The organism is Pseudomonas sp. RIT-PI-r, from assembly GCF_001297015.1.
In the GTDB taxonomy this organism is placed as follows: Bacteria; Pseudomonadota; Gammaproteobacteria; order Pseudomonadales; family Pseudomonadaceae; genus Aquipseudomonas.
Window position 1 is genome coordinate 788,223 of record NZ_LIGE01000025.1, and the last position, 26,132, is coordinate 814,354.

Annotated in this window: 2 protein-coding genes (1 of these 2 only partly in view); both read right to left on the reverse strand. The window is 63.6% G+C overall.

The window, feature by feature from the left end; translation table 11 throughout:
- The gene (locus AK821_RS15370; protein ID WP_064390459.1) at positions 1 to 17,844 is read right to left on the reverse strand and encodes a non-ribosomal peptide synthase/polyketide synthase; all 17,844 of its coding nucleotides are present in this window, start codon (positions 17,842 to 17,844) and stop codon (positions 1 to 3) included.
- Positions 17,841 to 26,132, reverse strand: partial view of a non-ribosomal peptide synthetase gene (locus AK821_RS15375; RefSeq protein WP_064390460.1) — the 3' portion only. 4,725 nt of this gene lie beyond the right edge of the window; only the last 8,292 of its 13,017 coding nucleotides appear in the window; the start codon falls outside the window, past its right edge; it ends in the stop codon at positions 17,841 to 17,843. The genes AK821_RS15370 and AK821_RS15375 overlap by 4 nt, the downstream gene beginning before the upstream one ends.

Consider the following 26,132-nt stretch of genomic DNA (forward strand, 5'->3'; position numbering starts at 1 on the left):
TCAGGACAATATTTCGCCCGCTGGCACTTTCCGGCCGTCATGCCACCACGCTGCGAAACTGAAGACGTTGGGCGCCTTGAGAATCGTGAAATGGTTGCCCGGCCCGTACCACACCACCAGATCCGCGACCTGGCGCTGCCACCCTTCAACCATCGCCGCCTGCTCGCGCTGATTGCCCCACGAATCCAGCGTCGGGTCATCGACCAGCGCCAGCCGCACTGGGCCGGTGTAGGCCAGTTGCGGTTGATAGACCGTGCGCAGTGCCGTGGCAAAAGTGCGTACCGGGCCGTGCATCGCCTGCGCTGACGAACGCGCAGACAACACACCGGCGCGCACCATGCCCTCGTGCAGCAGGGACATTTGCGTAGCGTCGTCAGCCTCGGCGAACACCAGCGGATCGATGCCCAACGACTTGCCGCTGGACAGTTGCAACGTCTCGATCAAACGCTCCAGCGCGGCGGTCGTCGTATACGGTTTGCCCGCCGTGCCGTTGCCACCGGGTGCTTCGCTGTCAATCAGGGTCAAGGACGCCACTTCACGCCCCGTCGCCTGCAACTGCGCCGCCATGGCATGCGCGACCCAGCCGCCGAACGAATGGCCGATCAGGTGCACCGGGCCTTGCGGACACAGCTGTTCGACGGCGTGCAGATAACACTTCGCCGCCGCTTCCACCGAACTGTGCGGCACGCCACTGCCATCGAGCCCGCGCGGTTGCAGACCGAAAATCGGCCATTCCGGGCCCAGTGCTTCGGTCAGGTGAATGAACCCGGTGACACTGTCGCCCGCCCCCGGCACGCAGAAGATCGGCGCATGCCCGGCGTGCCCGCTCTGGATCGTCAACATGGGTTGATAAGCCTGTGGTTGCGGGGCCTGCGCAGCGGCCATGGCCTGACTCAAGGCCTGGCCGAGTGCCTGGATATCCGGTTTTTTCATCATGCTGCGGTGATCCCCCGGCACATCGATGCAGCGCAGCAAACCGCTGCCGACCTTGTTCTCCCAACCACGGGTCGGACTCGGCTGTGCCTGCCCCGGCATCAGTGACTGAGCGCGGAACAAGTGCACCGGTTGGCTGGCCGGGCTGACCCGATAATGCGCCAGCGCCAGGCCATGAGCGGCCTCACGGTCAAAGTAACTCCAGGCATCTGCTGCGCTCAGTGCGGCCAGTTCCGGGTCAGGCAATTGCTGTTCGCAGCAGCGCTGGAACAGTTCATCGAACGCGATGAGTTCGACTTCAGCCTCAAGCCTTTCGACATCAGCCAACGCTTGCAGCCCTTGTTCACCAAGCATCTGCGAACGCGCCCGACAATGTTCGAGCAATTGACGCTTGTCACGATGCTCGCCGCTCCAGCGGGTTTTATCCTGGCTGGCCGAGTGCGGGGCGTAGGTATCGAGCAGGCCGACAAACGCCACCGCCTCGTCGAGACCGAGCAATTGCTGTGCGATTTCATAGGCCAGCAAGCCACCAAACGACCACCCGGCCAGACGGTAAGGCCCGTGCGGCTGCACCGAGCGCATGATCCCGACCATCCGCGCCGCCATGCATTCAAGGGTGCGCAATTGCGGCTGCCCCAACGGCACACCGGGCAAACCGTAAATCGGAAACTGCCCCTCGATGTGCATCCCCAATGCCGGGAAATACACATCCCGACCGCTGAATTCATGGATCAGGAACAGCGCATTGCCGCCCTCGCCCGGTCGCACCACGACCAGTCCTTCCGGCTGCTCGGGCACACCACTGCGCTGACTGAGCAGCGCGGCCAGCGCCTCGATGCTCGGCCGCTGGAACAGCTCCGCCAGCGTCACTTGTTGCCCCGCCCGCTGCAGCACGTTGACCAGACGCATCGCCAGCAATGAATGCCCGCCCAATTCGAAGAAGTTGTCGTGACGTCCAACCTGCTCGACATTCAGCACCTCACTCCAGACCCGCGCCAGCAAGGTTTCGACCTCACCTTGAGGCGCTTCGTAGTGCCGGCTGAGCACGGCGTCGAGGCCTGGTGCCGGCAGCGCCTGGCGGTCGATCTTGCCGTTGGGACTCAACGGCAAGACGTCGAGCGCAACAAACGCGCCCGGTACCATGTATTCGGGCAACTGCTCGAGGACGAACGCGCGCAGCGTATCGATCGCCGGCACAGCACGGCGATCAACCGCAGTGAAATAGGCGACCAGTCGCTCGTCGCGCATCAGCACCACCACCTCGCGCACCTGCGGGTGCTGAATCAACCGCGCTTCGATTTCACCGAGTTCCAGACGCAAGCCGTGCAGCTTGACCTGGAAGTCGTTACGCCCGAGGAATTCGAGGTTACCGTCGGCGCGGTAACGCACTAGATCGCCAGTGCGGTACAAGCGATCACCGGCTACGAACGGGCTGTCGATAAAGCGCTCGGCCTGCATCTGCGGCAGTCCCCTGTAACCGCGTGCCACGCCGATACCGCCAATGTGCAACTGGCCAATAACGCCGTGCGGCACAGCCTGATCGTGTGCATCGAGCACATACAGTCGGGTGTTACAGATAGCCTTGCCGATTGGCAATTCAGATAATGGCACCGGCATGTGCGGTTCCAGCGTCCACGCCGTGCTGTCGACCGTGGCCTCGGTCGGGCCATACACGTTATGCAGGCGCACCCACGGCAGGTGCTGGCGCACAGCAGCGGCCAGTGCCGCCGTGAGTTCGCCGCCACCACAGAACACATCGGTGAGGCTGGTGCATTCACTGACGTCCTGCAGTTCAACAAACTGCTGCAACAACGCCGGCACAAACTTGACCACCGTAATGCGTTGCTGACGAATGACTTGCGCCAGATACGCCGGTTCCCGGTGACCGCCCGGCCGTGCCAATCCCAGCCGCACCCCCGCCGTCAGCGGCCAGAAGAACTCCCACACCGACCCGTCGAAACTGAAAGGCGCTTTCTGCAACAGCGCGCCGTCTGTGGTCGGCGGGCAGATCTGCGAGCCCCAATACACCAGATTGCACAGGCCACGGTGTTCAAGCATCACGCCTTTTGGTGTGCCGGTCGAACCCGAGGTGTAGATCATGTACGCCAGATTCGAAGCATTCAGACCGGGCACCTGCGGATTGCTGTCTGCCTGGTCATGCCAAGTGCATTGATCAAAGTCGATCAGCAGCGCATCGGTCGCGGCGAACAGCGATCGGGTCGCCGTCTGCACCAGCACTGCCACCGGCGCGCAGTCCCTGAGCATGTAGTCGAGGCGCTCCGCCGGATAAGCCGGATCCAGCGGCACATAAGCGCCACCGGCCTTGAGAATGCCGAGCAAACCCACCACCAGATCAAGTCCACGCTCGACGCACAGCGCCACCCGCGCATCCGGCCCCACATCCTGCTCGCGCAGATGATGCGCAAGACGGTTGGCGCGGGCATTCAGTTCGCGATAAGTCAGGCTGTGTTCGCCGATCTGCACGGCAATGGCATCCGGCTGACGCTGCACCTGCGCTTCGAACAGGCTCTGAATCGGCTCCTCGACCGGGCAATCAACCGCCGTCGCATTGAATTCGCCGAGCAGGCGTTGCTGCTCATCCGCCGCCAGCAGCCCGACTTGCGCCAACACAGCCTGATCATCACTGACCAACGCCGCCAGCAAACGCTGGAAGTAACCGACAAAACGACGCACCGTCGACTCATCGAACAACGCCGTCGCATAGCGCAACGAGCCGCGAACCCCTTGCAGAGTTTCACCGAGGCTCAACGACAGGTCGAACTTCACAAAGTGATTTTCCCCAGCGACGCCTTCCAGCGTCAGGCCGCCCAGTGCCAAAGCGGGCGCAACGCTGCTGTCCCAGCTCAGCAGAGTCTGGAACAACGGTGTATGAGAAAGGCTGCGTAACGGTCGAGTGATTTCCACCACATGTTCGAACGGCAGATCCTGATGCGCCTGCGCCGCCAAGGTCTGCGCCTTGACCCGCGCCAGCAGCGCTGCGCCTGTCAGATCGCCCGAGGTATCGATACGCAGAGCCAGCGTGTTGACGAACATGCCGATCAGCCCCTCGATCTCGGCGCGAGTGCGGTTGGCCACCGGCGAGCCGACCACCACATCGGACTGTCCGGACAAGCGAGCCAGCAACATCGCCCAGGCACTCATGATGACCATGTACGGCGTCACGGCGTGACGCTGACACAACGCCTTGAGACCGACGCTGGTCTGCTCGTCCAGCACGATTTCGACACTGCCGCCGTGGTGATCCTGTTGTGCCGGACGCGGACGGTCAGTCGGCAGGCTCAGCAACGCCGGCGCACCGGCCAGCGTGTGCTGCCAGTAATCGCTTTGACGCTGCAACACCTCACCGCTCAGCCAGCGCCGTTGCCACACCGCGTAGTCGGCGTATTGCACGGTCAGCGGCGGCAGCGGATCCTCCTCGCCATGGCTGAACGCCTGATACAGCGCCATCAGTTCGCGGGTCAGCACGCCCATCGACCAGCCGTCGGAGATGATGTGGTGCATCGTCAGCAACAGCACATGGTGATCATCGGCCAGACGTACCAGACGTCCACGAATCAGCGGCTCATCCTGCAAATTGAACGGCCCGCGCGCTTCCCTTTCGAGCAATGTGCGCAAGGCCTCGTCGGTCTGCGGCTGTTGCCGCCAATCTTCCTCGATCAGCGGCAGGCCACTGTCGACCGGGGCAAACAGTACCTGGGCTTCGTCGTTGAATTGCGCGAAACGGCTGCGCAGGGTTTCGTGGCGCGCAACGATTCGCGCCAATGCCCGTTGCAGGGCCACGGCGTCGAGTCGGCCACGCAGGTGCAAGCCCAGAGGAATGTTGTAGGCGGTGTTGCCGCCGTCCATCTGTGCGAGGAACCACAAGCGTTGCTGGGCGAACGACAGCGGCAGCGCCTGATCTCGCGGTGCCGGCAGAATCTCGGGCAAGGTGCTGCGTTCGGCCTGACCCAGGACCTGAGCGACCGCCGCCAGCTCCGGGTTGGCAAACAGATCGGCCAGCGCCAGTTCCACGCCCAACTGCTGACGCACCTGGGACAACATGCGCATCGCCAACAATGAATGACCACCGAGTTCGAAGAAGTTGTCGTGGCGACCAACCTGTTCGACCTGCAACACCTCGGCCCAGACCCGTGCAAGGCGGGTTTCCAGTGCATTGGCCGGTGCCTCGTAAACCCGACTGAGCAGCGCTTCCTGGGTCGGCGCCGGCAGTGCCTTGCGGTCGACCTTGCCGTTGTTGTTCAATGGCAAGACATCGAGTTGCACCCATGCGGTGGGCACCATGTATTCCGGCAGTCGAGCGTGCAACTGCGCGTGCAGTTCGGCGCTGTCCAAGACGCCATCGTGCGCCGTGTAGTACGCCACCAGACGCGTGGCGTCCTGACCGTCGCGGCGCGCCAGCACTACCGCTTCCTTGATCCCCGGGCAGTTCAGCAGGCGGTTTTCGATTTCCCCCAGTTCGATGCGAAAGCCACGGATCTTCACCTGATCGTCGTTGCGGCCGATGCAGTCGAGTTGCCCCGGCGCCAGCCAGCGCGCGAGGTCGCCGGTGCGGTAGAGCAGCGCACCCGGTGTTTCGCTGAACGGATCGCGGAGGAATTTCTCGGCGCTCAGATCCGGCCGGTTCAGGTAACCCAGCGCCACGCCCTGCCCGCCGATGTACAGCTCGCCGGTCACACCCATCGGCACCGGTTGCTGATACGCGTCGAGCACGTACACCTGCGTGTTGCCGATGGGGCCGCCAATCGGCACGCTTTCGGCATTTTCCGCCACCTCGCGCACCTCAAAGGTTGTCGCGTAAGTGGTGGTTTCGGTCGGGCCGTAGCAATGCACGATGCGCAATGCCGGGGCCTCGGCCAGCAGTCGCCGGAACGCCGCCGGATCGCCACGCTCACCGCCGCACAGCAGAATCCGCAGGCCCTTGAGCGCCTGCGGAATCAGTTGCACGTACTGGTTGAACAGCGCGGTGGTGACAAACAGGATCGTCGCGCCGCTGGCACTCAGTTCACGGCCGAAGGCATTCGGATCAAGCAGGGTTTGATGGTCGATGACCACCACGCGACCGCCGTTGAGCAGCGGCGCCCAGATGTCCATGGTGCTGGCGTCGAACGCAGGGTTCGAGGCGAACACCACACGATCCTGCGCAGTGAAATCGGCGTATCCGTTGTTGAGCACCAACCGCCCAATGCCCCGGTGCGGCACCATCACCCCTTTCGGCGTGCCGGTGGAACCGGAGGTGTACATGATGTACGCCAGCGTCTCGGAGGACTGCACAAGATTCGGATTGTGCGTCGGCTGGCCGTTGAGGGTCAGCGTGTCGAGATCGATGCGCGGCGCGGCGTAGGCGATGATTTCACTGCTCAAGGTCAACAGCGCCACTGCCTGACAGTCCTCGACCATGAACGCCTGGCGTTCGCTCGGCGCATTGATGTCCAGCGGCACGTACGCCGCCGCACACTTGGCAATGGCCAGTTGCGCCACCAGCAGTTCCAGCGAACGCGGCAGCAGGATCGCCACGTGGTCGCCCGTTTGCACGCCGTGAGCGATCAGGTGATGGGCCAAACGGTTGGCTTGGGCATTCAGCTCAAAGTAGCTCAGCGAATGCGCACCATGCACCGCCGCCACCGCTTTGGGATGCGCCGCTGCCTGCTGCTGGAAAACACCGTGCACGGTCAGTGTTTGCGGGTAATCGCGCGCCGTGGCGTTGAAGTCACGCAGCAAGCGCTGACGCTCATCAGCTGCCAGCAACGGCACCTGCTCCAACACCGTTTGATCACTGCTGATCATCGCTTCAAGCAAGCGCTGCAAGTACCCGATGTACCGCTCGATCGTCAGCGCATCGAACAGCGCCGTGGCGTAGTTCAGCGAACCGCGAATCACACCGTTGACCTCGCCCAGTGTCAGCGTCAGATCAAACTTGGCGACATCGCCCGAACCGGCGACGCCCTCAAGTGTCAGCTCGCCCAGCGCCAATTGCGGACCGACGCTGCTGTCCCAGTTCAACGTGGTCTGGAACAACGGGCTATGCGCCAGGCTGCGCAGCGGTCGGGTGATTTCCACCACTTGTTCGAACGGCAGATCCTGATGTGCTTGCGCCTCCAGTGTTCGCGCCTTGACCTGCGCCAATAGCGTTTCGACACTCGGAGCGCCCGAGGTGTCGATGCGCAAGGCCAGCGTGTTGACGAACATGCCGATCAAGCCTTCGACTTCGGCGCGGCTACGGTTGGCCACCGGCGTACCGATCACCACATCGGATTGCCCGGACAGACGACTCATCAGCAATGCCCAGGCGCTCATTACGGTCATGAACAGCGTTACGCCGTGACGTTGGCTCAAGGCCTTGAGCTCTGCGCTCAAGCGCGGGTCCAGCAGCACTTCGATATTGCCGCCGGTGTAATCCTGTTGCGCCGGTCGCGGGTGATCGGTGGGCAGCGTCAACAAGGCCGGCGCGCCATCGAGGCTCTGCTGCCAGTATTGGCTTTGCCGCTGCAGCACTTCACCGCTGAGCCAGTGCCGTTGCCACACGGCGTAGTCGCCGTATTGCAGGGTCAGGGCTGGCAACGGGTCAGGCTGTCCCTGGCGGAACGCTTGATACAACGCCATCAACTCAGTGGTCAGTACGCCCATCGACCAGCCGTCGGCAACGATGTGATGCACGGTCAACAGCAGCACATGATGCTCGTCGGCCAAGCGCACCAGCCGCCCGCGAATCAGCGAGTCGTTCTGCAAATCGAACGCTGTCGAGGTTTCCTGCGCCATCAATGCCTGCAAGGTGTGCTCTGCCTGCAAGTCTTGGTACAGGTCTTCAACGCGCAAGAGCAAACCGCTGTCGACCGGGGCAATCGACACCTGCGCGGTGTCGTCGACGGGGATGAAACGGCTGCGCAGGGTTTCGGGACGGGCCACGATCTGCGCCAGCGCCTTTTGCAAGGCATCGACGTCGAGGTGACCGCGCAAGCGCAAGGCGACGGGGATGTTGTACGCCGAGTTACCACCGGCCATCTGCGCCAGGAACCACAGGCGTTGCTGGGCGAAGGACATCGGCAGCGCTTGATCACGCGCTGCCGGCACAATGTCCGGTAGCGCGCTGCGCCCGGCGCGGCTCAATACTTCGGCGACTGCGCTCAATTGCGCGTCGGCAAACAGCTCACTCAGCGCCAGTTCGACGCCGAGGCGCTGACGGATCAGCGAGACCATGCGCATCGCCAACAGCGAATGGCCACCGAGTTCGAAGAACTGATCGTAACGGCCGACCTGTCCGACTTGCAGCACTTCGGCCCAGATCTGCGCCAGTGCGGTTTCCAGCTCGCCTTGCGGCACCACGTATTCGCGGGTGGGCAGTGCGGCCAGATCCGGTTTCGGCAACGCCTTGCGGTCGACCTTGCCATTGGCGGTCAGCGGCAAAGCCTCGAGCCGGACAAACGCCGTCGGCACCATGTAGTCCGGCAACTGCGTCAACAGCTGTGCGCGCAATTGGCTCACCGCCAGCGGTTCGATCTCGGCCTGCTCGGTGAAATACGCCACCAGTCGCGGCTGACCGGGTAGGTCCTCGCGGGCCAGCAGCACTGCTTCGTTGATCCCGGTGAGCTGATTGAGGCGGGTCTCGATTTCACCCAATTCAATGCGCATGCCACGGATTTTCACTTGGTCGTCGTTACGTCCCAAGTAGTCGAGCGAGCCGTCTTCGCGCCAGCGGGCAAGGTCACCGGTGCGGTACATGCGTGCATTCGGCGTGCGGCTGAACGGGTCGCGCAGGAAACGTTCGGCCGTCAGCTCGGCGCGGTTCAGATAACCCCGAGCGACTCCGCCGCCACCGACGTACAACTCGCCCATCACGCCCATTGGCACCGGGCGTTGCTGCTCGTCGAGCAAATAAACCGCCGCGTTCGCCACCGGTTGGCCGATGTGCAACGCCGCACCGACGTCGATACGCCCGGAAGTCGCGACCACGGTGGCTTCAGTCGGGCCGTAGTTGTTGATCACAGCGAAGCGCTGCTGACGGCTGAACTGACGCAAGCGATCGCCACCGATCAGCAAGGTGCGCAAGGTCGGGTGATCGAGGTTCTGGCTGAATGCATATTCGGCGACCGGGGTCGGCAAAAAGCTCACGTCCAGCGGCTGCGCACGCCACCAGTCGAGCAGTCCATCGATGTCTTCAGCGCCGTCGTGAGTCGGTGCCAGGTGCAAGGTCGCGCCCGCACACAGGGCCGGCCAGACTTCCCACGCCATCGCATCGAACCCAAACCCGGCAAGGCTTGAGGTGTGGCTGCCGGCGTGCAAGTCGAATGCTTCACAGTGCCAGTCGATCAGGTTGGACAGCGTCTGATGCTCGACCATGACCCCTTTGGGCAGCCCCGTCGAACCGGAGGTGTAGATCACGTACGCCAAGTGCGCAGCGCTCAAGTTCGGCAACGCAGGGTTGTGCTGCGCCTGCGCCGGCCATGCGCACAGGTCGACATCAATCACTGGCACGCTCAGCACCGGCAGTCGCTCGTGCAGATCGCTTTGCGTGAGCACCGCAACCGGCGCGCTGTCACTCAATAAATAGCTGATCCGCTCGCCGGGATGCGCCGGATCGATCGGCACATAGCCGGCGCCGGCCTTGAGAATAGCGACCAGCCCGACCAGTGTGTCCAGACCCCGACGGGCGACAATGGCCACGCGGTCATCGGCTTTCACCCCGATGGCGATCAAGTGATGCGCCAACGCACTGGCCTGGCGATTGAGCTGCAAGTAAGTCAGCGGCTGCCCGGCAAACATCGCCGCCACCGCTTGCGGACGCTCGGCGACCTGCGATTCGAAGCGCTGGGCAATCGTCAGCCCGCGCGGGTAGTCGGCTTCGGTCGCATTGAAATCCACCAGCAACTGTTCGCGCTCTGCTGCCGGCAGGATCGACAACCGATCAAAGCCCGCGTGCGGCGTGTGCTCCAGCGCATCAAGCAACACGCTTAACGCACCCTGCATGTACCCGCAGATGCGCTGCGCATCAATGCCGGCCCCGGCCAATACCTTCAGGCGGAAGTCTTCGCCGAGGTCGTCAACGCTGAGGGTCAGGCGATAGTTGCTGTGTTCCTCGGCCTCGAGCAATTGCATACCGTGCCACGCCGCTTGCACCTCGGCGGAAATCGGCCCGACCGGGGCGCTGTGACGATAGTTGAGCAGCGTGCTGAACAGCGGCGTACCGGACGGCATGCCGCTGCATTGCTGCACCTGCGCCAGTTGCGCATGTTCATGAGCCAGCAACTGACTCAAGCGTTCATGAGTCGCCAGTGCGGCGCCTTTGACGCTGTGAGCGTTCAGCTCGATGCACAGCGGCAAGGTGTTGATGAACACGCCGAGCGCGCGCTCCGAGCCTTCACCGCCCTGCAATCGGCCGAGCAACACCGTGCCAAACACCACGGCATCGCGCCCGGACAATTGCCCCAACAACTGCGCCCAGGCGAGGTGCATCAGGCTGGCGGCGCTGACACCCAAGCGCCGTGCCTGTTGCCGGACGCTGTGGCTGAGTGTGTTTTCCAGCGTCAACTGCGCTTCTTGCGCGGGACCGTCATGGGCAAGATTTTGACCGTAGGGCAAGGTCGGTTCATCGATTGCGCCGAGCATTTCGCGGAAGAAGCTTTGGTGCTCTTGCTCACTCAGACCGGCCTGGGTGTGCGCCACGTAATTGCGATACGGCACCGGCTCGCTCAAGTGAGCTGCGTTGCCCAGCAGAAACGCCTGCATCTCATGCTGCAACACCTCCAGCGCCACGTGATCCATCACCAGATGATGGAACAGCAACAACGCCACCACACGCTGATTGGACACATCACGGCTGTACACCACGCGCATCAGCGGTGCCTCGGCGACCGGCATGCGATAGTTATCGATGGTGAATCGGCCACGCAACTGGCTCAGCACATCGCCCGCTTCGGCATCCGGCGCCAAGGCCTCGCAGCTCAACAAAGCCTGACGCCAGACCACTTGCACCGGCTCTTCAAGGCCTTCCCAGAACAGCGACGTGCGCAGAATGTCGTGGCGCTCGATCACCCGTTGCAGTGCTTCGGTGAAGGCCTGCAATCGCTGTTCATCGGCGAAGGCAAACTGCGCTTGCAGCACATACGGATCACCTTGAGCGGACGACAAATGATGGAACAGGATGCCCGTCTGCAGCGGCGCCAGCGGGTAGATATCCTGCACGTTGCGCGCGCCGCCGGGGACACTCGCGACGACTCGGTCGATGGTCGCTTGATCCAGCGCCACCAGTGGCAGCAAATCAGGCGTGATGCGCGCGCAACCCGCCGGAACAAGATTTGCCGGCACCGCCGCTTCAGGCTCCCCGCCCACGGCCGCTGCCAATGCGGCCAGCGTCGGTTGGCCGAACAGCACGCGAATATCCGCCGACAGGCCGGCGCGGCGCATGCGCGCGACCAGATTGACCGCCAGCAACGAATGGCCGCCCAGCTCGAAAAAGTGATCAAAGCGCCCTACCCGTTCGACCTTCAGCACCTCGGCCCAGATACCGGCAATGACGGTTTCGACTTCACCGAGCGGGGCTTCGTAGGCGCGGGTCAGCAGCGCCGACGGGTCAGGGGCCGGCAAGGCCTGGCGATCCAGTTTGCCGTTGGGACTCAGTGGCAAGGCCGGCAGATGCACAAACACGGCAGGCACCATGTAGTCCGGCAAGTGCTTGAGCAGTTCGCTGCGCAGTTGATCGATGTCCAACGGCTCGCCGCTGTAGTACGCGATCAGGCGCTGATCACCCGGCACGTCTTCACGGGCCAGCACCGCCGCTTCACGCACGCCGTCGATGTGCGCCAGATGTGCCTGAATCTCACCCAGTTCGATGCGCAAACCACGGATCTTGACCTGATCGTCATTGCGTCCCAGGTACTCGATGTTGCCATCGGCCAGATACCGTGCGACGTCGCCGGTGCGGTACAAACGCGCGCCTGGCTGATCGCTGAACGGATCGTCGAGGAAGCGTTCGGCCGTCAGCTCAGGTCGATTCAGAAAGCCCCGCGCCACCTGCACACCGCCCAGATAGATCTCGCCGACCACGCCGAATGGCACCGGTTGCTGATGAGCGTCGAGGACATACACGCGGGTATTGCACAACGGTTTGCCAATCGGCGGCGTGCTCTCCAGAACCGGCGAATCAGGCTCCAGCGTCCACACCGTGCTGTCGACGGTGGCTTCGGTCGGGCCATAAACGTTGTGCAGGCGTACCTGCGGCAGACGTTCACGCACGCTGCGCACCAACGCACCAGTCAGCTCACCGCCGCCGCAGAACACATCGCTAAGGCTACGGCACTCGCCGACCTCTTCCACTTCAAGGAATTGCTGCAACAGCGCCGGTACGAACTGGATGACATTGATTTGTTGCTGACGAATCAGCTGCACCAGCGCGGCGGGATCACGATGATCGTCCGGGCCGGCGAGGACCAGGCGCATGCCGCAGGTCAACGGCCAGAACAGCTCCCAGACGGAAGCATCGAAACTCAACGGGGTTTTCTGCAACAGCGCAGCGCCGGTCGCCAGCGGACACAGGCTGGCGCTCCAGTGCAGCAAATTGCCCAGGTTGCGGTGCTCGACCATCACGCCTTTCGGTGTGCCGGTGGAACCGGAGGTGTAAATCACATAAGCCAGGTTCGCGGCGCTCAGGCCCGGTACCTGCGGATTGCTTTGCGCAAGGTCTCGCCAGGTGCACTGGTCGAAATCGACCAACACGCCGGCCCACTCGCCGATCAGCGCGCGCGTCGGTGCATGCACCAACACAGCCACTGGCGCGCTGTCCTCAAGCATGTAAGCCAGACGCTCGGCGGGATATCCCGGGTCCAGCGGCACATAAGCACCGCCAGCCTTGAGAATCGCCAGCAGACCGACCAGCAGCTCAGGCCCGCGCTCGACGCAGATTGCCACCCGCGAATCGCAGCCCACGCCGCACTGGCGCAAGTGATGCGCGAGGCGGTTGGCGCGGCGGTTCAACTCGGCATAGCTCAAACACTGCTCACCGGCCACCACCGCGTCAGCGTCAGGCGTGCGCAAGACCTGCGCTTCGAAGCGGCCGTGAACGGTCTGCTCAAGATCGTGGATGACGGCGGCTGCGATCCGATCCACCAGCAGACGCTGGCGCTCGTCGTCGTCCCACAATGCCCCCCGCTCCAGCACCGCTTGATCGTTTCTGACCATGGCCTGCAACAGTCGCTGGAAGTAGCCGACATAACGTTCAATGGTTGCTTCGTCGAACAGGGCAATCGCGTACTCCAGCACACCACGAATCCCGCCCGGCGCGTCTGCCAGCGTCAGCGACAGATCGAACTTGGCGAAGTGGCTCGGTTCGGCGACGCTTTCCCGGGTCAGGGCGCCGAGACTCAGACCGGCGCCATGGCCGCTGTCCCAACTGAACATCACCTGAAACAACGGACTGTGCGCCATGCTGCGCGCAGGCTTGGTGATTTCCACCACTTGTTCGAACGGCAGGTCCTGGTGCGCCTGCGCATCCAGCGTCCGCGCTTTGACCTGCGCCAGTAGCGCTTCGCTGCTCAACTCGCCCGAGGTATCGATACGCAAGGCCAGCGTGTTGACGAACATGCCGATCAGGCCTTCGATCTCAGCCCGCGTGCGGTTGGCCACCGGCGAACCGATGACCACTTCGGATTGCCCGGACAACCGACTCAACAGACTCGCCCAGGCACTGAGCATGAGCATGTACATGGTCACGCCGTGACGCTGGGCCAAGGCCTTGAGTCCGGCACTCAGGCGTTCGTCGAGCACCACGTCGACGGTACTGCCGGCGTAATCCTGCTGCGCCGGGCGCACGCGGTCAGTCGGCAGCGTCAACAGCGCCGGCGCGCCGGCCAGGGTCTGTTGCCAGTATTCACTTTGGCGCTGCAGCACCTCACCGCTGAGCCAGCGCCGCTGCCACACCGCGTAATCGGTGTATTGCAGCGTCAGCGGCGGTAGCGGATCTGGCTGGCCATGGCTGAAGGCCTGATACAACGCCATCAGTTCACGGGTCAAAACCCCCATCGACCAGCCATCGGAGATGATGTGATGGAGGGTCAGCAACAGCACATGATGATCGTCGGCCAGCCGCACCAGCCGTCCGCGAATCAGCGCATCGTCCTGTAAATCGAACGGCCCCGAGGCTTCACCCTGAATCAGTGCCGCTAAGGTCTCGTCGGCTTGCGGGAGCTGGCGCAGGTCTTCAACGCGCAGCAGCAGACCGCTGTCGACCGGGGCGATCAGCACTTGCGCTGCATCGTTGTACTGGGCGAAACGGCTGCGCAGGGTTTCATGCCGCGCGACGATGCGCGCCAAGGCCTGTTGCAGGGCTTGTTCATTGAGACTGCCACGCAGACGCAGGCCGATGGGAATGTTGTACGCGGTGTTGGCACCTTCCATCTGCGCCAGAAACCACAAGCGTTGCTGAGCGAACGACAGCGGCAAGGCGCCGTCGCGGACCACCGCGACAATCTCCGGTTGCGTGCTGCGCCCGGCCTGCGCCACGGCCTCGGCGACCGCCGCCAGTTCGGCGTTGGCAAACAAATCACCCAGCGCCAGTTCGACGCCAAGGCGCTGCCGAACCTGGGACACCATGCGCATGGCCAACAGTGAATGGCCGCCGAGTTCGAAGAAGTGATCCTGACGCCCTACTCGCTCGACGTGCAGCACCTGCGCCCAGATCTGCGCCAAGGCGCTTTCCAGCTCGTTGTGCGGTGCTTCGTATTCGCGGGTGAATAACGCCGCGCGCTCGGGTTTTGGCAGGGCCTTGCGGTCGACCTTGCCATTGGCGGTCAACGGCAGTGCGTCTAGTTTGACGAAGGCCACCGGCACCATGTAGTCCGGCAACTGGGTCAACAGATGCGCGCGCAGCTCGGCCACGGCCAGCGGTTCGACCTGGCTCTGCTCGGTGAAATACGCCACCAGACGCGGCTGGCCCGGTTCATCTTCGCGGGCCAGCAGCACGGCCTCCTGAATGCCGGGCAACTGATTGAGGCGGGGTTCGGTTTCGCCAAGCTCGATGCGTACGCCGCGGATTTTCACCTGATCGTCGTTACGCCCCAGGTAGTCAATCGTGCCGTCGGCGCGCCAGCGTGCGAGGTCGCCGGTGCGATACATGCGCGCATTCAGCGAAGTGCTGAACGGGTCATGAAGGAAGCGTTCGGCGCTCAGCTCGGCGCGATTCAAATAACCACGCGCGACCCCCGCACCACCGACGTACAACTCACCCATGACGCCAATCGGCACCGGACGCTGCTGTTCATCGAGCAGGTACACCGTGGCATTGGTTACCGGTTTGCCGATATGCAAAGCGTCACCCGCCTCGATTCGCCCGGAGGTCGCGACCACGGTGGCTTCGGTCGGGCCGTAGTTGTTGATCACGTCGAACTGCTGGTTGCGGCTGAACTGGCGCAAGCGGTCGCCACCAATCAGCAGTGTGCGCAGCGTCGGGTGTTCGAGGTTCTGGCTGAAGGCGTATTCGGCCACGGGCGTCGGCAGAAAACTCACGTCCAGTGGCTGCGCGCGCCACCAGTCGAGCAATGCATCGATGTCTTCGCTGCCTTCGTGAGTCGGTGCCAGGTGCAGGGTCGCGCCAGCGCACAATGCCGGCCAGACCTCCCAGGCCATGGCGTCGAAACCGAAGCCGGCAAGGCTTGAGGTGTGGCGACCGGCGCACAGATCAAATGCACTGCAATGCCAATCGACCAGATTCGACAAGGTGCGGTGTTCGACCATCACGCCTTTGGGCAGGCCGGTGGAACCGGAGGTGTAGATCACGTAGGCCAGATGGGCGGCGGTCAGACCCGGCACCTGCGGGTCAAGGGTCTCGCTGAGCGGCCAGGTCAACGGGTCGAGATCGATCACCGGCACCGTCAGCGCCGGCAAACGCTCACGCAAAGTGTTCTGAATCAGCACGGCGACAGGGGCGCTATCGCTGAGCAAGTAGTGCAGACGCTCGGCCGGGTGCGCCGGGTCGACCGGCACATAACCGGCGCCCGCCTTGAGAATCGCCACTAGCCCGACCAGCGTATCGAGGCCACGCCGGGCGACGATGGCGACGCGATCATCAGGCTTGACCCCGAGCGCGATCAGATGATGGGCCAGCGCGTTGGCATGCCGGTTGAGTTCGGCATAACTCAATTGCTCACCGAGGTATTGCGCAGCCACGGCTTCGGGCCGCTGCGCCACTTGTGCCTCGAAACGTTGGGCGATGGTCAACGTCGTCGGGTAGTTGGCGTAAGTGGCATTGAACGCTAGCAGCACCTGCTCGCGCTCTGCCGCCGGCAGAATCGGCAGTTGATTGAGCGCGGTGTCCGGCGCCTGTTCCAGCGCGAGTACCAGACTTTCCAGGGCGCAGTGCAGGTAACCGCAGAGGCGCTGTGGTTCGACCTCGGTAGTGGCCAGTAATGTCAGGCTGAACGCATCGCCGAAATCATCGACGCTCAGGGTCAGTGGGTAGTTGGTGCGTTCTTCGGAGCTGATCGTGCTGATGCCTTCCCAGGCAGCCAGGGTCTCGGCACTCGCGGTCGCCGCCGTGTGGCTGTGACGGTAATTGAGCAAGGCACTGAACAACGGCGTCGGCGCGACCACACCACTGCAACGCTGTGCCAGCGCCAGCGGCGCGTGTTCGTGACGCATCAGCGTGGTCAGGCGTTTGTGGGTCGCCTCCACCGCTGCACGCACGCCTTGCGCATCGACATCGACCCGCAGCGGCAAGGTGTTGATGAAGATCCCCAGCGCCCGTTCGGTGGCTTCGGCGCCTTGCATGCGCCCCATTAGTACCGTACCGAAGACCACATTCTGCTTGCCGGTGACCACCGCCAACACCTGCGCCCAGCCCAGATGGAACAAGCTCGCGGCACTCACGCCAAGCTGCCGCGCCTGCGCGCGCAGACGCTGGCCGAGCAGCGGATCGACCGGCAGGCTCAGCTCGGCGATACCGAGGCCGTCGCCCTGCACATCCTGCAAGCCATAGGGCAACGTCGGCTCGGCAATGTCCGCGAGCATCTCGCGGAAAAACGCCTCGTGCTCGGCTTCGCTGATGCCCAGCCGTGCTTGCGCGACGTAATTGCGAAATGGCACGGGGCGCCCGAGCGATTGATCCTGGCCGGTGAGGCAGGCGAGCAGTTCGTGACGCACTACATCGAGCGCCGAGTGGTCCAGCGCCATGTGATGGAACAACAACGTCGCGACCACACGCTGGCCGTCCTCATCCCACGCGTAGGCCAGACGCATCATCGGTGCGTACTTGACGTCGAGACGGAAATGCCGCGCATCGAAGCGCTCGTGCAATTGCAGCAGCACAGCGCTTTCGCTGGCGTCCACCGCGACTTCTTCCATCGGCAGCTGCGCCTGGCGCCAGACCACTTGCAGCGGCACGTCCAGCCCCTCCCAATGCACCGCCGTGCGCAGGATGTCGTGGCGATCGATGACCTTTTGCAACGCCTCGGCGAAATCCTGCAAGCGCTCACGGCTGCTGAACGCGAAGTACGATTGCATGACGTACGGATCGCCCTGCTCATTGCTGGCGTGGTGATAGAGAATGCCTTCCTGCAACGGCGCCAGGGGATAGATGTCCTGCACATTGGCGGCGCCGCCCGGTACCTCGGCAATCAAGCGGTCGAGGGTTGGCTGATCGACTTCAGCCAGGGTCACCATCGCTGGGGTGATGTGCGTAGTGCCGGGAAGAATGCCGTTGGCCGGTACATCGATCTGGCCGACGCGGGTGGCAGAATATTGGCCGGCCTTGATCAGTTCGATCAACGCCGGTTTGTGCTCACGCAGCGCGGCCAGCAGCGCTGGGTCGCTCAACGCCTGTTTGTTGCCATTGACGCGCAATTGCTCATCGGTCACCGCCAACTGAATGTCTTTTGCCTTCAGGGTTGCCAACAGTTCGAGCACATTCACAGGACGATCTCCATTCTTTCGGTAATTGCGGCGTAGCCGGCCAGGGTCGGTTGTTCAAACAACGCCCTGACGTCGGCTTCCATGCCTTCCTGACGCAGCCGGCCGATCAGACTGACCGCCAGCAGCGAGTGACCGCCCAGCTCAAAAAAGTGGTCGTGACGCCCTACCCGTTCAACGTTGAGCAGTTCGGCCCAGAGCCGTGCGAGGGTGATTTCGACTTCACCGACCGGGGCTTCGTATTCGCGTGCTTTCAGCGATTGCTGATCCGGCGCCGGCAGTGCTTTGCGGTCGAGTTTGCCGTTGGGGCTCAGCGGCAAAGCGTCGAGATGCACGAACACGGCAGGCACCATGTAATCCGGCAAGTGCTCGAGCAAATGACTGCGCAATACGTCGATTTCCAGCCGTTCACCGGTGTAATACGCGACCAGACGTTTGTCGCCCGGCACGTCTTCGCGGGCGACCACCACGGCCTCCTGCACACCTTCGATCCGGGCAAGCCGTGCCTGAATTTCGCCCAGTTCAATGCGCAGGCCGCGAATCTTCACCTGATCATCGTTGCGGCCCAGGTACTCGATGTTGCCGTCCGCCCGATAGCGCGCGACGTCACCGGTGCGGTACATCCGCCCGTTGGCCTGGAACGGATCGTCGAGGAAGCGCTCGGCATTCAGCTCAGGTCGGTTCAGATACCCCCGCGCCACCTGCACGCCGCCGATGTACAACTCACCGACTACGCCTTGCGGCACCGGTTGCTGTTGCGCATCGAGGATGTACAGGCGGGTGTTGGCGATCGGTTTGCCGATCGGCGTGTTGTCCGGAGTCTGTTCGATAGGCCCGGCGCAGTTCCACGCAGTGACATCGACGGCGGCTTCAGTCGGGCCGTAGAGGTTATGCAACTCGCTGCCCGTTAACTGGAGTTTGAAACGCCGCACCAGACTGCCCGGCAGCGCCTCACCGCTGCACATCACCCGACGCACGCCGTCGCAGCGCGCGGTGTCGCTGTTGGCGAGGAACACGTCGAGCATCGACGGCACAAAGTGCAGCGTGGTGATGTGTTCACGCTCGATCACTTCGCTCAGGTATTGCGGATCCTTGTGCCCGTCGGGCCGCGCCATGACCAGCCGCGCGCCGGTCATCAACGGCCAGAAGAACTCCCAAACCGACACGTCGAAACTGAACGGAGTTTTCTGCAACACCGAATCGGCAGCCGTCAGGCGATAAGCGTCCTGCATCCACAGCAAGCGGTTGACCACACCGGCATGTTCGTTGACCACGCCTTTGGGCTGGCCGGTCGAGCCGGAGGTGTAGATCACGTAGGCGCTGTGTTGCGGCGTCAGATCCGGGATCTTCGGATTGTCGGCAGACAGCGATTGCCAGGTGTTCTGGTCGAGATCAATCAGCGGTGCCGAGATGTCTGCCAGCAACTCGCGGGTCGCCCGGTGCACCAGCACCACGGCCGGCGCGCTGTCCTCAAGCATGTAGGCCAGACGTTCCGGCGGATAGGCCGGGTCGAGCGGCACATAACCGGCGCCGGCCTTGTTGATCGCCAGCAGACCGATGACCATTTCCAGACTGCGTTCGACGCAGATCGCCACCCGTGCATCCACTTGCACGCCGAGGCTGATCAAGTGCCGGGCCAAGCGGTTGGCGCGTTCATTCAGTTGCGTATAGCTCAATGCCTGTTCGCCGGCAACGACGGCCACAGCCTCCGGCGTACGCTGCACCTGCGCCTCGAACAAGCCATGAAGCGTCTGCTGCAAATCGTAATCGACGGCGGTGTCGTTGAGGCCGAACAGCAACGCCTGCCGCTCCTCCTCCGGCAACACCGTCAGGCGGTTCAGCGGTTGCTGGGGGGTGTGCTGCAACGCTGCAACCAGCGCGATCAGCGCGTTCTGCATGAACTGGCCGATGCGTGCCGCACCGATGCGCGATGGGGTCATCACCGTCAGTTGGAAGCCACTGCCCAGATCGTCGACGTTGAGGGTCAACGGGTAATTGGTGCGCTCCTCGCCGGCCAGGGATTCGATGCCCTGCCAGGATTCACGCTTGGCGTTCTGACGGGCCTCACTGTCGCTGTGCCGATAGTTGAGCATTGCGCTGAACAACGGCGACGGCGCGGCGACACCGCTGCAACGCTGGGCCAACGCCAGCGACGCATGTTCGTGAGCCAACAGCGCACTGAGCCGCGCATGGGTCGCCTTGACTCCGGCGCGCACGTCGGACTCATCGACATCCACGCGCAATGGCAAGGTGTTGATGAACATGCCCAACCCGCGATCCGCGCCCGCCCCGCCCTGCATGCGGCCAAGCAGCACCGTGCCGAACACCACCCGTTCCTGACCGGACGTTGCCGCCAGCACCCGCGCCCAGGCGAGATGGAACAGGCTGGCGACGCTGACGCCGAGCAAGCGCGCCTGACTGCGCAAACGCTGCGCCACCACGGCGGGCAGCGCTTGGCTGACTTCCTCGATGTCATTGCCGTCGCCGTGCACGTCCTGCAAACCGAACGGCAGTGTCGGTTCGTCGATGTCGCCGAGCATTTCGCGGAAGAATGCTTCGTGCTCTTGTTCGCTGACACCAAGACGAGTCTGCGCAACATAATTGCGGTACGGCACAGCGGCGACCGGCAATCGCTCATCGCCGCGCAAAATCGCCTGCATTTCTTCACTGACCACCGCCAACGCGGTGTGGTCCATGGCGATGTGGTGGAACAACAGCATGGCGACGACGCGTTGATTATCGGGATCGAGGGCATACACCAGACGCAGCAGCGGTGCCTGATCCAAGTCCATTCGCCAGTGCCGCGCATCGAAGCGCGCACGCAACTGATCGATGGCTTCACCCTGCGCGGGCGCCAGCGCCACGGCTTGGACCGGTAGCTCGGCATGGCGCCAGACCACCTGCACCGGCGCCGCGAGCCCTTGCCAGACAATCGACGTGCGCAGGATGTCGTGACGCGCCATGACCTGACGCAGCGCCGCCGCGAACCCTTGAAAACGCTCGAGGCTGTCGAACGCCAGGCACGATTGCAGCAGGTACGGATCGCCCTGCGCGGCGCTGAGGTGGTGATACAGAATCCCCTCCTGCAACGGGGCCAGCGGGTAAATATCCTGCACATTTGCCGCGCCGCCCGGCACGGTCGCAACGATACGCTCGACACTGGCCTGATCCAGTTGCACCAGCGGCAGCATGTCCGCAGTGATGTGCGTGCAATCGGCCGGAATCAGATTATCCGGCACTGCAACCTCGCGCCCACTGCCCACCGCCGCCGCCAGTGCAGCCAGCGTCGGTTGGCTGAACAACACGCGCACGTCGGTGCTCAGATCGACCTGGCGCATGCGTTCGATCAACGTCACCGCCAGTAACGAATGCCCGCCGAGTTCGAAGAAGTTGTCGTGACGGCCAACCTGCTCGACGTTGAGGACTTCGGACCAGATCTGCGCCAGCGCGATTTCCACCGCACCTTGCGGCGCGGCATATTCGCGGCTCAGCCACGCCGTTTGATCCGGCTCCGGTAACGCCTTGCGGTCGAGTTTGCCGTTGGCGGTCAGCGGCAGTGCTGGCAGGCGCACGTAAGCGGCAGGCACCAGGGCTGGCGGCAACTGCGTCTGCAGATGACTGCGCAAGTCCTCGATGTCGACGTTCAGGCGTTCGGTAAACCACGCCAGCAACTGGCCGTCGCGCACCAGCACCACGCAATCCTGCACGGCCTCGTGAGCGCTCAACGCCGCTTCGATTTCACCCGGTTCGATGCGCACGCCACGCAACTTGACCTGATCATCGTTACGCCCCAGGTATTCAACGGTGCCGTCAGCGAGCCAGCGTGCGAGGTCGCCGGTGCGGTACATGCGCGCCTGCGGTTCGTCGCTGAACGGGTCGTCGAGGAAGCGCTCGGCAGTCAGCTCGGGGCGATGCAGATACCCGCGTGCCACACCGGCGCCGCCGACATACAACTCACCAGCGACGCCGACCGGGACGGGGCGCTGCTGGTCGTCAAGCAGGTAAACCTTCGCGTTGGCCATTGGCCGACCGATATGCAGCACTTGCCCGGCCTCGACCGCGCCGGAGGTGGCAACCACCGTGGCTTCGGTCGGGCCGTAGTTATTGATCACCGCGAAGGTCTGCTCACGCGGCAACTGCCGCAGCTTGTCGCCACCGATCAACAGCGTGCGCAAAGTCGGATGGCCGAGGTCGCGACTGAACGCATATTCGGCCACCGGCGTCGGCAGGAAACTCACCTGCAACGGCTGCGCACGCCACCACGCCAACAACTCGTCGAGATGCTCGTTGCTTACCGACTGCGGCGGCAGGTGCAGGGTCGCGCCGACACACAACGCCGGCCAGACCTCCCACGCCATGGCGTCAAACCCGAATCCGGCGACGCTCGACGTGTGGCTGCCGGTGCGCAGGTCAAAGGCCTCGCAGTGCCAGTGCACGAGGTTTTCCAGCGTCGCGTGTTCGACCATCACGCCCTTCGGCTGGCCGGTGGAGCCGGAGGTGTAGATCACGTAGGCAAGGTGCGCTGGCGTCAGCGTCGGCAGTTGCGGATTGCTCTCGGACAAGTGCTGCCAAGTGGGATTGTCCAGATCAATCAGCGGCACGGCGCCAAGCAAATCAGCCGTCGCAGCTTGCGACAGCACCGCTATCGGCGCGCTGTCCTGCAACAGATAAGCGATGCGCTCTGCCGGATACGCCGGATCGACCGGCACATAACCGGCGCCGGCCTTGAGGATCGCCAGCAACGCGACGAGCATGTCCGGGCTGCGGCGCAGGCACACCGCGACGCGGTCGTCGGGCTGCACGCCGAGGCCGAGCAAGTGATGGGCCAGACGATTGGCGCGCTGATTGAGCTGCGCGTAGGTCAGTTGCTGCGCGCCTTGAACAACTGCCAGTGCATGCGGCTGCCGCTCGGCCTGCGCCTCGACCAAGCGCTGAATCGTCGCGCCACGCGGATAGGCCGCTGAGTGCTGGTTGAAGCCGACCAGCAAGTGTTCGTATTCCGCCACCGAAAGCACCGGCAAACGGTTGAGCGGACGTTGCGGCGCCTGCTCCAGTGCCGTCACCAGATGTTCGAGCGCGGTGTGCAGGTAACTGCAAATCCGTTGCGCGCCGATCTCTGCGACCGCGAGCACATTGAGGGCGAAGCCTTCGCCCAGATCATCGACCGACAGGGTCAGCGGATAATTGCTGCGTTCCTCGCCGCCGAGCATGCGCACGCCTTGCCAGATGCCCTGGCCGTCGTGCGGCTGCTGCTCGGCGGCACTGTGTCGATAGTTGAGCAACGCGCTGAACAGCGGCGTCGAACCGGTCATGGCGCTGCAGCGCTGCGCCAGCGCCAACGAGGCGTGCTCATGGCCGAGCAGCGCCGTCAGCCGCGCGTGCGTGGTTTTCACTCCGGCGCGCACGCCTTCAGCGAGATCAACTCGCAGCGGCAAGGTATTGATGAACACCCCCAGCGTGCGATCGGCGCCCTCACCGCCCTGCATGCGCCCCATCAACACGGTGCCAAACACCACGTCGCGGCGCCCGCAGACCACGCCCAGCACCTGCGCCCAGGCCATGTGCATCAGGCTCGCCGGGCTGACGCCCAATTGCCGGGCCTGTTCACGCAAACGCAGATTGAGCGCGGCATCGACCGGCTGCAGCGCTTCTTCGATGCCACGCCCGTCGCCCTGCACATCCTGCAGGCCGAAGGGCAAGCTCGGTTCATCGATATCGCCGAGCATCTCGCGGAAGAACGCTTCGTGCTCCTGCTCGTCGGCCCCCAGGCGGGCCTGCGCCACGTAGTTGCGGTAGGGCATCGGCGGCGTCAGCGTGTCGAGTTGATCGAACATCAACGCGTGCATTTCCCGGCCGATCACTTCCATCGCGGTGTGGTCGAGAATCGAGTGATGGAACAGCACGATAGCGACCACTTGCTGCTGCAACGGATCTTCGGCGTAGACCATGCGGATCAGCGGTGCCTGATTCAGGTCGAGGCGGTAATGCCGTGCATCGAAACGTGCGTGCAACTGTTCGAGAATGTCACCGTCCTGCGCATCCAGCCCCACTTGCTGCACGACCATCTGCGCCTCACGCCAGACCACCTGCTGCGGGTTGGGCAGGCCTTCCCAGACCACGCTGGTGCGCAGAATGTCGTGACGGTCGATGACCTGCTGCAAGTGTGCGGCGAAAGTCTGCAAACGTTCGAGGCTGTCGAAGGCCAGACGCGATTGCAGCAGGTACGGATCGCCCTGCTCGGCACTCAAATGGTGATAAAGAATGCCTTCCTGCAGCGGTGCCAGCGGGTAGATATCCTGCACATTGGCGGCGCCACCCGGTACCGTAGCGACGATACGATCGATACTGGCCTGATCCAGTGTGGTCAGGGTCAACATGTCCGGGGTGATGTGTGTGCAATCGGCCGCAATCAGATTGGCCGGCACCTTGATTTCCCGGCCACTGCCCAAGGCCCGCGCCAGCGCGGCCAGACTCGGCTGGTTGAACAGCACCCGCACATCGGCGCTCAGACCGGCCTGACGCATGCGCTCGATCAGGCTCACCGCCAGCAGCGAATGGCCGCCGAGTTCGAAGAAATTGTCGTGGCGGCCGATCTGCTCGATGTTGAGTACGTCGACCCAGATCTGCGCCAACGCTGTTTCGACCGGGCCTTGTGGCGCTTCATATGCACGGCTGAGCCACGCGTCCTGATCCGGCTCGGGCAAGGCCTTGCGGTCGAGTTTGCCGTGGGCGGTCAGCGGCAGGCTGCCCAGGCGCACGTAAGCCGCGGGCACTAAAGTGTCCGGCAGTCGCGCTTGCAGATGCTGGTGCAAGGCGCTGATCTCGACCGACGCGATTTCCGTGAACCAGGCGAGCAAGCGTCCGTCGCGCACCAGCACCACGCATTCGCGGATCGCATCGTGGGCACTCAGCGCCGCCTCGATTTCGCCCAACTCAATCCGTACACCGCGCAGTTTCACCTGATCGTCGTTGCGTCCCAGGTATTCGATATTGCCGTCGTCCAGCCAGCGCGCGAGGTCGCCGGTGCGGTACATCCGCGCGTGCGGCTCGTCGCTGAACGGGTCGTCGAGGAACTGCGCAGCGGTCAGTTCCGGGCGATGCAGATAGCCGCGCGCAACTCCGGCGCCGCCGACATACAACTCGCCCTGCACACCGCTCGGCACGGGTTGTTGCTGACGGTCCAGCAGATAAACCCGCGCATTGGCAATCGGCCGGCCGATGTGCAGAACCTGGCCGGGCTCAATGCGCCCGGACGTCGCCACCACCGTGGCTTCGGTCGGGCCGTAGTTGTTGATCACATCGAACGTCTGATCTCGCGGGAACTGGCGCAATTTATCGCCACCGATCAGCAATGTGCGCAGGGTCGGATGGCCCAATTCACGACTGAAGGCATATTCGGCCACCGGGGTCGGCAGAAAACTCACCTGCAACGGCTGCGCGCGCCACCATTCGAGCAGTTCATCGAGGTGTTCGTTTTTGATCGATGACGGTGGCAGATGCAAAGTCGCGCCGACGCACAACGCCGGCCAGACTTCCCAGGCCATGGCATCGAAACCGCAACCGGCGACGCTGGCGGTGTGGCTGCCGGCGTGCAGATCGAAAGCTTCGGCGTGCCAGTGCACGAGGTTTTCCAGGGTGCGGTGCTCGACCATCACGCCTTTCGGTTGCCCGGTAGAACCCGAGGTGTAGATCACGTAGGCCAGATTCGCCGGAGTCAGCCTCGACAGGGCCGGGTTGGTGTCAGGCAAGTGCCGCCAGTCGTTGGCGTCGAGATCGATCACGGGTACAGCGCCAAGCAGGTCGCGCGTCGAGGCCTGCGCCAGCACCGCGATCGGGTCGCTGTCCTGCAACAGGTAGGCGATGCGTTCAGCCGGGTATTCAGGATCAATCGGCACATAACCGGCGCCGGCCTTGAGAATCGCCAGCAGCGCAACGAGCATGTCCGGGCCGCGACGCAGGCACAGCGCAACACGGTCATCGACCTGCACGCCGAGGCCGGTCAGGTGATGGGCGAGGCGATTGGCGCGCTGATTCAGTTCGCGGTAGCTGAACTGTTGCTCGCCCTGCACCACCGCCAGCGCCTCGGGCCGCGCCGCGACTTGCGCTTCGAACAGACGCGGTACGGTCTGCGCGGGCGGGTATTCACGACCGCTGATATTGAAGCCGACCAGCACCCGTTGGCGTTCGCTTGGCGACACGATCGTCAGTTGCTGCAACGGCGCCGTCGGCGTGTACTCAAGTGCCGTGACCAGACTGTGCAACGCGGTTTGCAGGTAATCACAAACCCGCGC